Annotated in this window: 11 protein-coding genes and 1 tRNA gene; 3 read left to right on the forward strand and 9 right to left on the reverse strand. The window is 59.6% G+C overall.

The annotated features are described in order from the left end of the window. Positions 1-34: 34 nt before the first annotated feature. The gene (locus ACPW74_RS16165; protein ID WP_425858365.1) at positions 35-2,611 is read left to right on the forward strand and encodes an alpha amylase C-terminal domain-containing protein; all 2,577 of its coding nucleotides are present in this window, start codon (positions 35-37) and stop codon (positions 2,609-2,611) included. Between the two features lie 147 nt (positions 2,612-2,758). Further along, on the forward strand, positions 2,759-3,229 hold the full coding sequence (locus tag ACPW74_RS16170; RefSeq protein WP_425858367.1) for a tetratricopeptide repeat protein: 471 nt from the start codon (positions 2,759-2,761) through the stop codon (positions 3,227-3,229). A gap of 47 nt (positions 3,230-3,276) precedes the next feature. On the opposite strand, the gene ACPW74_RS16175 is transcribed toward ACPW74_RS16170, so the two are convergent. The 5 genes from ACPW74_RS16175 to rpsU all read right to left on the reverse strand — a co-directional run bounded on the left by ACPW74_RS16175 (position 3,277) and on the right by rpsU (position 8,178). Continuing rightward, positions 3,277-3,353, reverse strand: a tRNA-Ile gene (locus ACPW74_RS16175). A 194-nt stretch (positions 3,354-3,547) separates the two neighbouring features. Next, entirely contained in the window at positions 3,548-5,443 is a 1,896-nt protein-coding gene (rpoD, locus tag ACPW74_RS16180; RefSeq protein ID WP_263639565.1) for an RNA polymerase sigma factor RpoD, read from the reverse strand. Between the two features lie 183 nt (positions 5,444-5,626). Next, positions 5,627-7,414, reverse strand: a complete 1,788-nt coding sequence (gene dnaG, locus ACPW74_RS16185) for a DNA primase (protein WP_425858369.1) — start codon at positions 7,412-7,414, stop codon at positions 5,627-5,629. A gap of 89 nt (positions 7,415-7,503) precedes the next feature. After that, positions 7,504-7,947, reverse strand: a complete 444-nt coding sequence (locus ACPW74_RS16190; protein WP_010675618.1) for a GatB/YqeY domain-containing protein — start codon at positions 7,945-7,947, stop codon at positions 7,504-7,506. 15 nt (positions 7,948-7,962) lie between these two features. Further along, positions 7,963-8,178, reverse strand: coding sequence for a 30S ribosomal protein S21 (rpsU, locus tag ACPW74_RS16195; protein ID WP_005309452.1), 216 nt, complete (start codon positions 8,176-8,178; stop codon positions 7,963-7,965). Positions 8,179-8,357: 179 nt separating this feature from the next. Between rpsU and tsaD the strand changes: the two genes are divergently transcribed. Beyond that, entirely contained in the window at positions 8,358-9,371 is a 1,014-nt protein-coding gene (gene tsaD / locus ACPW74_RS16200; protein ID WP_425858371.1) for a tRNA (adenosine(37)-N6)-threonylcarbamoyltransferase complex transferase subunit TsaD, read from the forward strand. Between the two features lie 73 nt (positions 9,372-9,444). On the opposite strand, the gene rpoS is transcribed toward tsaD, so the two are convergent. From rpoS to ACPW74_RS16220, 4 genes are read right to left on the reverse strand one after another with little or no spacing between them, the layout of a single operon-like run. Beyond that, positions 9,445-10,428, reverse strand: coding sequence for an RNA polymerase sigma factor RpoS (gene rpoS, locus ACPW74_RS16205; protein ID WP_425858372.1), 984 nt, complete (start codon positions 10,426-10,428; stop codon positions 9,445-9,447). 46 nt (positions 10,429-10,474) lie between these two features. Further along, complete coding sequence (locus ACPW74_RS16210; RefSeq protein ID WP_425858374.1) at positions 10,475-11,545, reverse strand: peptidoglycan DD-metalloendopeptidase family protein; 1,071 nt, start codon at positions 11,543-11,545, stop codon at positions 10,475-10,477. A gap of 9 nt (positions 11,546-11,554) precedes the next feature. Next, positions 11,555-12,136, reverse strand: coding sequence for a YqaA family protein (locus ACPW74_RS16215; protein ID WP_425858376.1), 582 nt, complete (start codon positions 12,134-12,136; stop codon positions 11,555-11,557). After that, entirely contained in the window at positions 12,133-12,750 is a 618-nt protein-coding gene (locus ACPW74_RS16220; RefSeq protein WP_010675623.1) for a protein-L-isoaspartate(D-aspartate) O-methyltransferase, read from the reverse strand. Before ACPW74_RS16220 ends, ACPW74_RS16215 begins: the two co-directional genes overlap by 4 nt.

A 12,750-nucleotide genomic window follows, 5' to 3' on the forward strand; every position in this document is an offset into this window, starting at 1 on the left:
ATATGTCAATAACAAGATCGAAGGGAAAATCGTCATGCACAACACACTGTTTCGAACCGCCCTGCTGGCGGCGGCACTCGGCTCTTTCAGCCACACTGCCAGCGCCGAAGGAGTCATGGTTCACCTGTTCCAATGGAAGTTCAACGACATCGCCAACGAGTGCGAGACCGTGCTCGGGCCCAAGGGGTTCGGTGGCGTCCAGATCACCCCACCCGCCGAGCACAAGCAGGGCAGCCAGGTCTGGTGGACCGTCTATCAACCGGTCAGCTTCAAGAATTTCAACAGCTTCGGCGGTAGCGAGGCAGAGCTCAGGAGCATGATCGCCCGCTGCAACGCGGCCGGGGTCAAGGTCTATGCCGACGCCGTCTTCAACCAGCTGGCATCGGGTTCGGGCACCGCCACCGGCGGCGGCAGCTACAACTCGGGGCAATACCAATATCCCCAGTTCGGCTACAACGACTTCCACCACAGCGGCGACATCACCAACTACGGTGACAGCAACAACGTCTGGAACGGCGCCCTCTACGGCATGCCGGACCTCAATACCGGCTCATCCTACGTCCAGGATCAGATCGCCACCTACATGAAGACCCTGCTCGGCTGGGGCGTGGCGGGCTTTCGCATCGATGCGGCCAAGCACATGGCGCCGGCCGATGTGAAGGCCATCCTCGACAAGGCAGGCAGCCCCAGGGCCTACCTGGAGGTGATCGGCGCAGGCGGGGAGTCCCCCGACATTCAGCCGGGCCGCTACACCTATATCGACACCGTCACCGACTTCAAATACGGCACCGATCTCGCCGCCAACTTCAACGGCCAGATCAAGAACCTCAAGACCCTGGGCGAGAGCTGGGGCCTGCTCCCCTCCAACAAGGCCTTCGTCTTCGTGGTCAACCACGACCGCGAACGCGGCCACGGCGGTGGCGGCATGCTCACCTTCATGAGCGGTGCCCGCTACGATCTGGCCAACACCTTCATGATGGCCTGGCCCTATGGCTGGAAGCAGGTGATGTCGGGCTATCGCTTCGAAAACATGGGCACCTATGAAACCGACAAGGGGGCGCCGGGCAGCACGCCCTGCACGGACAGCCAGTGGAACTGCGAACAGCGCCGACCGACCATCATGAACATGGCCCTGTTCCACAACCGGACCGAAGGCCAGCCCGTCAGCAACTGGTGGGACAACGGCAACAACCAGATCGCCTTCAGCCGCGGTGACAAGGGCTTCGTCGCCATCAACAACGAGAGCGGCAGCCTGGTGGCCTCGGTGCAGACCAGCCTGCCGGCCGGCGAGTACTGCAACCTCCTGGGGGGCAATGACTACTGCAGCGGCGGTTATGTCACCGTCGATGGTAGCGGCAAGGCCAGCCTGAACGTCCCCGGCATGAAGGCGGCCGCCATCATCGCCGGTTGCACCAAGGCCAGCCCCTGCGGCGGTTCCGTCCTGCCGGGCAACAAGTTCAGCAGCATGAACCTGCGCGGCACCCACAACGCCTGGGGCAACACCCCCATGACCGTCGATGCCAACCGTGTCTGGTCCGCCACCCTCACCCTGACCGGCAACGGTGACGCTACCGGTGCCCAGCGCTTCAAGTTCGACGTCTTTGGCAACTGGGCCGAGAACTACGGCGACAACGAAGGGGATGGCATCGCCGACAAGGGCAGCAGCAAGGATATCCTGGTCAGCGGGGCGGGCACCTACCGCATCGCCCTGAGCGAGAGCGATCTGCGCTACACGGTCACCCCCCTCACCAGCAACCAGGCGCCGGTCGCCGCCCTCTCCCCCAAAACCCTCAGCGTCAAGGCGGGTGAGAGCGTGGTGTTCGACGCCTCTGCTTCCAGCGATGATGGCGGCGTGGTGAGCTACAGCTGGTCCAGCGGGGGCACCGCCGCCACGGAGACAGTCCGGTTCGATACCCCGGGTACCCATACCGTGACGGTCACCGTGACCGATGCGGAAGGGTTGACCGCCAGTGCCAGCGCCACCGTGACCGTCACCGATGACAACGGCACCTACGCCAGCGTATTGCCCACCCTGAACTTCCGCGGCACCCCCAATGCCTGGGGCTCCCTTGCCATGACACTGGTCGCCGACAATCAGTGGGAAGCCCTGGTCACCTTCGACGGTCAGACCAACCAGCGCTTCAAGTTCGACGTCAAGGGGGACTGGACCCAGAACTACGGCGACACCAACAAGGACGGTGTGGCCGAACTGACCGGCAGTGACATCCTCACCCCGGTCATCGGCCAGTACCGGGTACGTTTCAACGATCAGACCCTGCAATACAGCCTGACTCCGGTGAGCGTCATCTATGCCAAGAATGTCGCCAGCCTCAACATTCGCGGCACCACCAACAACTGGGGCACCACCCCCATGTCCCTGGTCGGGGATCACCTCTGGCAGGCCAGCGTCACCTTCACCGGCAGCGGTGATGGCAACGGCAGCCAGCGCTTCAAGTTCGACGTCAAGGGGGACTGGACCCAGAACTACGGCGACACCAACAAGGATGGCGTGGCCGAGCTGGCCGGGGCAGACATCACCACGGCAGTGGTCGGTGCCTATGTGGTGCGCTTCAACGACCAGACCCTGGCCTACAGCCTGAGCGCCCAGTAAGGCTGGACACACGCCAGGGCCATTGCGCCCCGGCGCCGAACCAGGCCTCCCGCCATCGGCGGGAGGCCTTTTTCATGGCCCCATGACCCGTTCCCCGCCAGCCTGCCGGCAGGCATACTGATCCTTCATCCCCATGCAGGAGCGCATATGAAACAGTTGAACACCCTCAAGGCCGAGGGACGGCTCGAGGAAGCCCGTCAGCACGGTCTGCTGCAACTCATCGAGCAACCAACCCACGCCGAGCTGCATTACGAAGTGGCCGGACTGCACGACATGCTGGGGCGAGAGGCCGAGGCCATTCCGCTCTATCAGAAGGCCGTGTCGCTGGGGCTTGGCGAGGCGTCGCTGCGCGGGGCCCTGCTTGGACTAGGCAGCTCCTATCGCACCACGGGCCGTCATGCCGAGGCGCTGGTCACCTTTGACGAGGCCCTGTCCCGCTTCCCCGATGCCATGGAGTTCAAGGTGTTTCGTGCCATGACCTGCTACAACCTGGGGCGCAGCAAGGAGGGGATGGAGACGCTGCTGGGGATCCTCGCGGCCACCACCACGGATCCCGCCCTGCTCCCCTACCGGCGCGCCATGGCGCTCTATGCCGAGGATCTGGACAGGCGCTGGTGAGCGCCAGAAACGACAAAGCCGCTTAAAAGAGCGGCTTTGTCTGAAAATGGTGGCCCCTGGGGGACTTGAACCCACGACCAATCGATTATGAGTCGACTGCTCTGACCAACTGAGCTAAGGGGCCATTGATGCTGGTTAGCGGCGTGGATTATAGGGGATGGCGGATACCCCGTCCATAGTCAGATCAACCACTTGGCGAGATTTCATCCATATTCAAGCGGTTCCATGACCCCTCTTCACGCCCATGCCACCACGGATAAAACAAAGCCCCGCATGGCGGGGCTTTTTGTTGCAATGTCAGACTGACAGAACCCGCGACTACTCGTCCAGGAAGCTGCGCAGCACTTCCGAGCGGCTCGGATGGCGCAGTTTGCGCAGGGCTTTGGCTTCGATCTGACGGATACGCTCACGGGTGACGTCGAACTGCTTGCCCACTTCCTCGAGGGTGTGGTCGGTGTTCATGTCGATACCGAAGCGCATGCGCAGTACCTTGGCTTCCCGTGCGGTCAGCCCGGCCAGCACTTCGCGGGTGGCGTTGCGCAGGCTCTCGCTGGTGGCCGCATCCGCTGGCAGAGCCAGGGTGGTATCTTCGATGAAGTCGCCCAAGTGGGAGTCTTCGTCATCACCGATGGGCGTCTCCATGGAGATGGGTTCCTTGGCGATCTTCAATACCTTGCGGATCTTGTCTTCCGGCATGCCCATACGCATGGCCAGCTCTTCCGGGTTCGGTTCACGACCCATCTCCTGCAGCATCTGGCGGGAGATACGGTTGAGCTTGTTGATGGTCTCGATCATGTGCACCGGGATACGGATGGTACGGGCCTGATCCGCGATGGAGCGGGTAATGGCCTGACGGATCCACCAGGTGGCATAGGTCGAGAACTTGTAGCCGCGACGATATTCGAACTTGTCGACCGCCTTCATCAGACCGATGTTGCCCTCCTGGATCAGATCCAGGAACTGCAGACCGCGGTTGGTGTACTTCTTGGCGATGGAGATAACCAGACGCAAGTTAGCCTCAACCATCTCTTTCTTCGCACGGCGGGCTTTGGCCTCACCAATGCTCATGCGGCGGTTGATATCCTTGATCTGGGCGATGGACAGACCGGTCTCTTCTTCGATCTGCTGCAGCTTGCCGATGGAACGCAGGACTTCTTCGTCCATCTCGAGCAGGCGGGGAGACCACGCCTTGCCGGCCTGCTTCTGGTATTCGAACCAGGCAGTTTCGCACTCGTTGTTGGTGAAGGCCGCGACGAAGGTCTTCTTCGGCATCTTGGCCTGCTCAACGCAGAGCTTCATGATGATGCGTTCCTGCACGCGGACACGCTCCATCATCTCCCGCATGTTGTTGACCAGGCGATCGAACTGCTTGGGCATCAGGCGGAATTGACGGAAGACATCGGCCAGCTGGGCGATGGCATTCTGGGTGTCGTCGTGGGCACGGCCATTCTGCTGAATGGAGAGACGAGTCACCTCGTACTGGGCACGCAGTTCGCCGAATTTCTCGCGAGCGACTTCCGGATCCGGACCACCGTCGCCATCATCGTCGGAGTTGTCGCCGTCTTCGTCTTCGTCTTCGTCCTCATCTTCGTCTTCGTCGGCGAGGTCGTCCTCGCTGAGCTCGGAGCCGATATGAGTGGCGGTCGGTGCCACGTCATCCACTTCGTTCGGATCGATGAAGCCGGAGATGATGTCGGACAGGCGAAGCTGCTCGGCTTCGTACTTGTCGTACTGTTCGAGCAGGTAAGTGATGGCTTCAGGGTACTCGGCGACGGAGCTTTGTACCTGGTTGATACCGTCTTCAATCCGCTTGGCGATGTCGATCTCGCCTTCGCGGGTCAGCAGTTCGACGGTACCCATTTCCCGCATGTACATGCGGACGGGATCGGTCGTGCGACCAATCTCAGATTCAACAGATGCCAGAGCCTGGGCCGCTGCTTCGGCAGCGTCCTCATCGGCGGTACCACCTTCAGCCATGATAAGGTCATCGGCATCCGGAGCGTTTTCAACCACTTGAATGCCCATATCGTTGATCATCTGGATGATGTCTTCGATCTGGTCTGAATCGACAATGTCTTGCGGGAGGTGATCGTTCACCTCGGCATAGGTCAGGTAGCCCTGTTCTTTACCTTTGGCAACGAGGAGTTTAAGCTGAGACTGCGGGGTTTGCTCCATAGAACTCATCCGGTTGGTGTTGCTAGGTTGCGCGTACAGTGCGCTGCTGCGCAAATAGCCAATTCTAATAGAAAACCGCCAGACATGCTATGTCTGGTTGCGGCGTCGGTCATGAGAAACCCCTGCCCGCAGTGTTGTCGGGGCCAGGTGGTTATAAAGTGTTTGCTTTCAATCCCGTCTATTCGGGCAACGCTATTCATATTGGGACTGCTCACTCAAATATCAAGCCCCACTCTCATTTCTTTTCTCAATCTGCACCTCTCTGATCAGCATCATCAGCTCCTGAGTTTCCTCAGAGCTTAGCCCTTCCTGCGCCACCTTGGCCTGCAATTCTTCGATCCGTTGCTTCAGGAAAAGGTTGATGAAACCGACAAAGGTATCCTGCAATTCTCCCAGAATATCGGGCTCCTGGTCGAGCTTTACCTCTTCAAACAGGTCATGCATCGCCAGTTGGGCAAGTATTTCTCCCTCTTTTGTGCCACGCCAATGCTCCAGCAGGATACCCGTTGTCACTCCCGGCTGGATCAGGATCTGCTGGTGCAGTTGCAGCAGGAAAGGGATCCCCTGCAGGCGCAGCCCGGCCAACTCGGGCATGGCCGGCAGCTCGGCGGTGATCGCCGGATATTGCACCATCAGGGCCAGAGCCCTGCGGATCGGCGTCAGCTTGGTCGCCTTGGGTTTGTTGACTTCCGCCTTGGGCTGGCTGTTGCGGGCAAACAGCTCGGCAATCCGCTGCTTGTTTTCTCCCCAGCGCATCATGCTGGAGAGTCGGGTAATCAACCCCTCGCGAGTGAAACCTTCCGGTACCCGACGAATCAGCTCGGCGGCCTTGTTGGCCACTTCAAACTTGCCTGCCTCACCGGAAAGAGCCGCATCGCGCCCGAGGCGTTCGAACATGAAATCCGCAAACGACTGGGCCTTGTCGAGCAGCGCTTCGAACCCCTTCTTGCCGATCTGGCGTACCAGCGAGTCGGGATCCTCACCATCCGGCAAAAAGACGAACTTGAGTTCACGGCCATCCTGCAGATGAGAAAGCGCGTTATCCAACGCCCGCCAGGCCGCTTCCCGACCGGCGTTGTCGCCGTCGTAGCAACAGACCACCTCTGCCGTGGTACGGAACAGGGTGTGGATGTGATCGCTGGTGGTCGCAGTCCCCAGTGCCGCCACCGCGTAGTCGATGTCGTACTGGCCGAGCGCCACCACATCCATGTAGCCTTCCACCACCAGGATCCGGCGCGGATCCTTGTGTGCCTGCTTGACCTCATAAAGGCCGAACAGCTCTCGCCCCTTGTGGAAGATGGGGGTTTCGGGGGAGTTCAAGTACTTGGGCGTGCCATCCCCCAGCACTCGGCCACCGAAGCCGATGACCCGGCCGCGTTTGTCCCGGATCGGAAACATGATGCGATCGCGGAAACGATCGTAGCTGCCCGGGCCGCTGTCACGGGGGATCAGCATACCGCCCGAAATCAGCAGTTGTTCGTGATCCCTACTGGCGCCAAAGCGGCGACGCACCTGATCCCAGTCCCCAGGGGCATAACCGATGTTGAAGCGCTTGACCACCTCGCCAGTCAGGCCCCGGCCTTTCAGATACTCCACCGCCTGAGGCGCGTTCTTGAGATTGCTCTCGTAGAAGCGCGCAATCTGGTTCATCAGCTCGAACAGATCCTTGCTGACGGCTGGTTGGCTATGGCTTGATCCACCCGCCGTTTGCTCACGGGGGACCTGCATACCGTGCAGGCTTGCCAGCTCTTCGATGGCATCGGGGAATTCCATGCCGTCGTACTCCATGACAAAGCCGATGGCATTGCCGTGGGCACCACAACCGAAACAGTGATAGAACTGCTTCTCCTGGCTGACGGTAAAGGAGGGGCTTTTTTCGTTATGAAAAGGGCAGCAAGCCTGGTAGTTCTTACCGGCTTTCTTCAACCGCACACGGGAGTCGATCAACTCGACTATGTCCGTGCGTACGAGCAGATCATCGATAAAGGATTGCGGGATCCTGCCAGCCATAACCGTCCTGTTTCATTGCATAGGAAATAAAAAAGCCGCGCATTCCAATGGGAAGCACGGCTTCTTCGACCAAACAAGAGAGTTGCCTGTTACGCCAAGCGGGTTTTCACCTGAGCACTGACGGCGCCGACATCGGCACGCCCCTGAATTTTTGGCTTCAAGACAGCCATGACTTTACCCATGTCAGCCATGACGGCAGCACCACTTTCAGTGATGGCTTGCTCGATCAGGGCGGCAATTTCGTCTGCGGTCAGCTGTTGTGGCAGGAACTCCTGCAGCACAACGATCTCGGCGGACTCTTTGTCGGCGAGATCCTGGCGACCGGCAGCTTCAAACTGGCTGATGGAATCGCGACGCTGTTTGACCATTTTGGTCACGACAGCGAGGATCTCTTCATCATTGAGCTCGACACGGGTATCGACTTCACGCTGCTTGATTTCTGCCATCAACAAGCGGATAGCACCCAACCGAGGCTTGTCTTTGGCAAGCATGGCGAGCTTTTGCTGATCCTTGAGTTGATCCTTCAGAGACACGGCATGATCCCTTGATTAGTACAGGCGGATACGACGTGCGTTTTCGCGGGACAGCTTCTTGGCGTGACGCTTGACAGCGGACGCTTTGGCACGCTTGCGAATGGTAGTCGGCTTCTCGTAGAACTCACGGCTACGAACTTCGGACAGGATACCGGCCTTTTCGCAAGAACGCTTGAAGCGACGCAGAGCAACGTCAAACGGCTCATTTTCACGGACTTTGATTACTGGCATGTGCCTTTCACCTCAGTGATAAATTGTTAGCTGACCTTCAATCGATCAGCATGTCTTAAAATGGTGCGAAATTATACTCTGGACAGGGAATGAAAGTAAACCCGCAGAGATCGCTCTGGTTTAAAAAACCCGCGAAGGTTACCATAGCCGTCTCATTTTAGCAGTGAAATTTTTTAGCAATGCGTGTATTGGGCATAGAGACATCCTGTGACGAAACCGGGATCGCGATCTTCGATGATCAAAAAGGGATCCTTTCCCACCAGTTGTACAGCCAGGTCAAGCTGCATGCGGACTACGGCGGCGTCGTTCCCGAGCTCGCCAGCCGGGACCATGTACGCAAGACGATCCCCTTGATCCAGGCGGCGTTGCAAGAGGCTGGACTTGGCAAGGATGACATCGACGGCATCGCCTATACCGCGGGGCCGGGTCTGGTTGGCGCCATTCTGGTCGGGGCCACCATTGGCCGCTCACTGGCCATGGCATGGAACAAGCCGGCCATCGCCGTGCACCACATGGAAGGCCACCTGCTGGCGCCCATGCTGGAAGAGAAGGCCCCCGAGTTCCCCTTTGTGGCGCTCTTGGTCTCCGGCGGCCACTCCATGCTGGTGCGAGTCGACGGTATCGGCAGCTATCAGCTGCTCGGGGAATCCATCGACGATGCCGCCGGCGAGGCGTTTGACAAGACCGCCAAGCTGATGGGTCTGGACTATCCTGGTGGTCCTCTGCTCTCCCGCTTGGCTGAGAAAGGCCTCAAGGACCGCTTCACCTTCCCACGTCCCATGACCGACCGCCCCGGGCTCGACATGAGCTTCTCCGGCCTCAAGACCTTTGCCGCCAACACCATCGCCGCCAATGGCGACGACGAGCAGACCCGTGCCGACATCGCCCGGGCGTTTGAGGATGCGGTGGTCGATACGCTGGCCATCAAGTGTCGCCGCGCCCTGAAGGAGACCGGTCTCAATCGCCTGGTGGTCGCCGGCGGCGTCAGCGCCAACCGTCACCTGCGCGCCCAGCTGGCCGAGCTGATGGAGAGCCTCAAAGGTGAAGTCTTCTACCCGCGCACCGAATACTGCACCGACAACGGCGCCATGATCGCCTATGCCGGCATGCAACGCCTGAAGGCGGGAGTCTTCGAACCCCTCGTCGTCAAGGCCGTGCCGCGCTGGCCGCTGGACACTCTGGATCCGGTATGATCCGGAAGATCCACGACAAAAAGAAAGGGGCCTGTGGCCCCTTTTTCATCTTGATGACGGTATTCATACCCGTTTAGTTGGTGCGGAACAGCGCCTCAATGGAGAGCCCCTGCCCCAGCAGGATCTCCCGCAGACGGCGCAACCCTTCCACCTGGATCTGACGCACCCGCTCGCGGGTCAAACCAATCTCGGCGCCCACGTCTTCCAGGGTGGCCGGTTCATAGCCGAGCAGACCGAAACGGCGGGCCAGCACTTCGCGCTGCTTGGGATTCAGCTCCTCCAGCCAGTGCACTATGCTGCTGCGCATGTCGTCATCCTGGGACTCCAGCTCGGGCCCCATGCCGCGCTCGTCGGAGAGCACGTCCAGCAGCGCCTTGTCGCGATCGCCACCAATGGGAGTATCCACCGAGGTGATCTTCTCGTTGAGCTTGAGCATGCGATTCACATCGTCCACAGAGCGATCCAGTGCAGAGGCGATATCCTCGGCGGTCGGCTCATGGTCGAGACGATGAGAAAGCTCGCGCGCAGTGCGCAGATAGACGTTCAGCTCCTTGACCACATGGATGGGCAGACGAATGGTACGGGTCTGGTTCATGATGGCCCGCTCTATGGTCTGGCGGATCCACCAGGTGGCATAGGTAGAGAAACGGAAGCCTCGCTCGGGGTCGAACTTCTCGACGGCGCGGATAAGGCCGAGGTTGCCCTCTTCGATGAGATCCAGCAGCACCAGGCCGCGGTTGTTGTAGCGCCGGGCAATCTTGACCACCAGGCGCAGGTTGGATTCAATCATGCGCTTGCGCGCCGCTTTGTCGCCACGCAGGGCACGGCGGGCGTAGTAGACTTCCTCTTCGGCCGTGAGCAAGGGGGAGAAACCAATCTCCCCCAGATAGAGCTGGGTGGCGTCCATTACCTTGTTCAGCTCGGGCGCCATCAGTTCATCGGAAATGGTCTCTTCGGCTTCGGCCGCCACTTCCTGAACCTCTTCTTCCTCCTGAACCTCCAGCTCCTCGTCGAACTCTAACTCTGCATCCTGCATTACCAGTTGTTCTTGGCTCATGATATCTCTCCCTGACCTGCACCAGAGTAAGACTCAGCTCTCTGAGTTAACGCTTTGGCAAATAGCCCATCGGGTTGATCGACTTGCCTTTGTACCGGATTTCAAAGTGCAAGCGCACATCCGGCGCATCCGTGCTACCCATATTGGCGATAACCGCCCCGCCCTTCACGGTGTCTCCCTCCTTGACCCTCAACTCATCGTTGTGAGCGTAGGCGGAGAGGTAATCATCGTTGTGCTTGAGAATTATCAGCTTGCCATAACCTCGCAGTGCACTGCCCGCATAGACCACTTTGCCGCTGCTCGCAGCGTAAATGGGTTGGCCCTTCTGGCCGGAAATGTCGATGCCCTTGTTGCCTTGTTCCGCAACGGAGAAGCCTTCAACGATCCGCCCTTTGGTCGGCCAATGCCAGGAGAGTGTTGACGAGGAACTGACGGTTTTTTGTTCTTTCGCCTGAGCGTATGCTGTTGACGAGGCAGGAGCAATCGTTTTCTGAGCAATAAATGGTGTGGTCGTACCTGCCGGAGCCGTGGCCAGGGGTTTGGGCCCCGTGCTGGTCACAACCGGTGTGGTTGCTGCCACCATCTGACCACCCGAGGAACCCGAGCCCCCTACATTGAGCACCTGGCCCACGTGCAATGCATAAGGAGCCTGGAGGTTGTTGCGCTGGGCCAAGGCCTGGTTGGAGAGACCGAACTGGCGACCGATGCTGATCAAGGTATCGCCACGGCGCACCTCGTAACTGCCAGACCCCGTCACGCTGCCACGACTGACAGGGCTGCCGACGGTTGCCACCGCCATGGGGGCGGAAGCGCCATCGAGCCTGAGCTGCTGGCCGGGATAAATGTTATAGGGGGGAGTGATGCCATTGATGCTGATAAGCGAAGCCACATCCATGCCAGAACGAAATGCAATGGAGTAGAGAGTGTCTCCTTTGACCACGGTGTACCCGTTGCCTGCAATGCCGGGCTTGGTCATACCTTGACGCACGGGGATGGTCGAAGCGACCTGATCATTGCCCAGGCTGTGCACCGGAGCCGCAGTCTTGCTGGAGGAACAGGCAAGCAGCAGCCATGACAACACGACGACACCGCTACCTTGCCAAACACGCGAACACATAGTGGATCCTTAACGACTAAACCAGAAATAGGCCGCAACGGCCAAACCAATACAGAGCCAGCCCAGCACATCCACATAGTGCATCAGCTTGCGCTCCATCTTCTCGCCGCCCCAACGCATCAGACCTGCAACCAGGAAGAAGCGCATGCCACGACCGATCAGCGAGGTCAGGATGAAAGGCAACAGTGCCATGTGGAGCAAGCCAGCCGTGACGGTAAACACCTTGTAGGGGATCGGCGTGAAGCTGGCAATAAAAATCACCCAGATACCCCACTGCTGGAACCACTGCTCGGCCACGGCAATCTTGTCCTCATAGCCAACCGAGGTCACCAGCGGCTGCACCACAGGCTCCCACAGGGCATAGCCGAGCAGATAACCAAACAGGGCGCCCAACACCGAAAAGAGGGTAGCCAGCGCGGCATAGTGCCAGGCGCGATGAGGTTTGCCGAGCGCCATGGGCGCCAGCATCACATCCACCGGGATGGGCCAGAAGATGGATTCAATAAAGGCGGTGATGGCCAGATACCAGGGGGCATACTTGTGACGCGCCCACTGCATCACCAGAACATAAAGGCGGGAAAACAACTTCACTCGACATCTCCGTCAATCAGGGGAACGAAACGTACCGGCTCCAGGATCCGGCTGGTGAGCTGGGAGCCCGATCGCTCGATGAGCTGCAGAGTCTGCTGGCCATCACCCACCGGCAAGACCAGACGACCACCGTCAGCCAGCTGATCGGTCAGGGCCTTGGGGACCTCACTGGCCGCCGCCGTTACCAGAATGGCGTCGAAAGGGCCCTTGTTGGGCCAACCTAGCCACCCATTACCGTGCTTGGCCGACACATTGTGCAGATCGAGCTGGCGTAATCTGCGTCTGGCCTGAAACTGCAGCGACTTGATCCGCTCCATGGTGTAGACGTGCTCCACCAGGTGGGCCAGTACCGCCGTCTGGTAGCCCGATCCCGTCCCGATCTCCAGCACATGGGCCGGATCGTTCTGGATCAGCAGCTCGGTCATGCGCGCCACGATGTAAGGCTGGGAGATGGTCTGCCCATGGCCGATGGGCAGGGCCGTATTGTCCCAGGCCTTGTGGGCCATGGCCTCATCCACGAACAGCTGGCGCGGCACCTTCGCAATCGCCGCCAATACGCGGAAATCGCGGACATCCTGGGCAATCAGTTGATTCAACAGGCGCTGTACTATCAC

Source organism: Aeromonas sp. INTO2 (assembly GCF_049860605.1).
Lineage (GTDB): Bacteria > Pseudomonadota > Gammaproteobacteria > Enterobacterales > Aeromonadaceae > Aeromonas > Aeromonas caviae.

What these genes read in the sequence shown, in the direction of transcription:
- ACPW74_RS16170 (WP_425858367.1), top strand. Translation starts at nt 2,759, where the DNA reads ATGAAACAGTTGAACACCCTCAAGGCCGAGGGACGGCTCGAGGAAGCC.
- dnaG (WP_425858369.1), bottom strand. Translation starts at nt 7,414, where the DNA reads ATGGCTGGCAGGATCCCGCAATCCTTTATCGATGATCTGCTCGTACGC.
- rpsU (WP_005309452.1), bottom strand. Translation starts at nt 8,178, where the DNA reads ATGCCAGTAATCAAAGTCCGTGAAAATGAGCCGTTTGACGTTGCTCTG.
- rpoS (WP_425858372.1), bottom strand. Translation starts at nt 10,428, where the DNA reads ATGAGCCAAGAACAACTGGTAATGCAGGATGCAGAGTTAGAGTTCGAC.
- ACPW74_RS16165 (WP_425858365.1), top strand. Translation starts at nt 35, where the DNA reads ATGCACAACACACTGTTTCGAACCGCCCTGCTGGCGGCGGCACTCGGC.
- tsaD (WP_425858371.1), top strand. Translation starts at nt 8,358, where the DNA reads ATGCGTGTATTGGGCATAGAGACATCCTGTGACGAAACCGGGATCGCG.
- ACPW74_RS16210 (WP_425858374.1), bottom strand. Translation starts at nt 11,545, where the DNA reads ATGTGTTCGCGTGTTTGGCAAGGTAGCGGTGTCGTCGTGTTGTCATGG.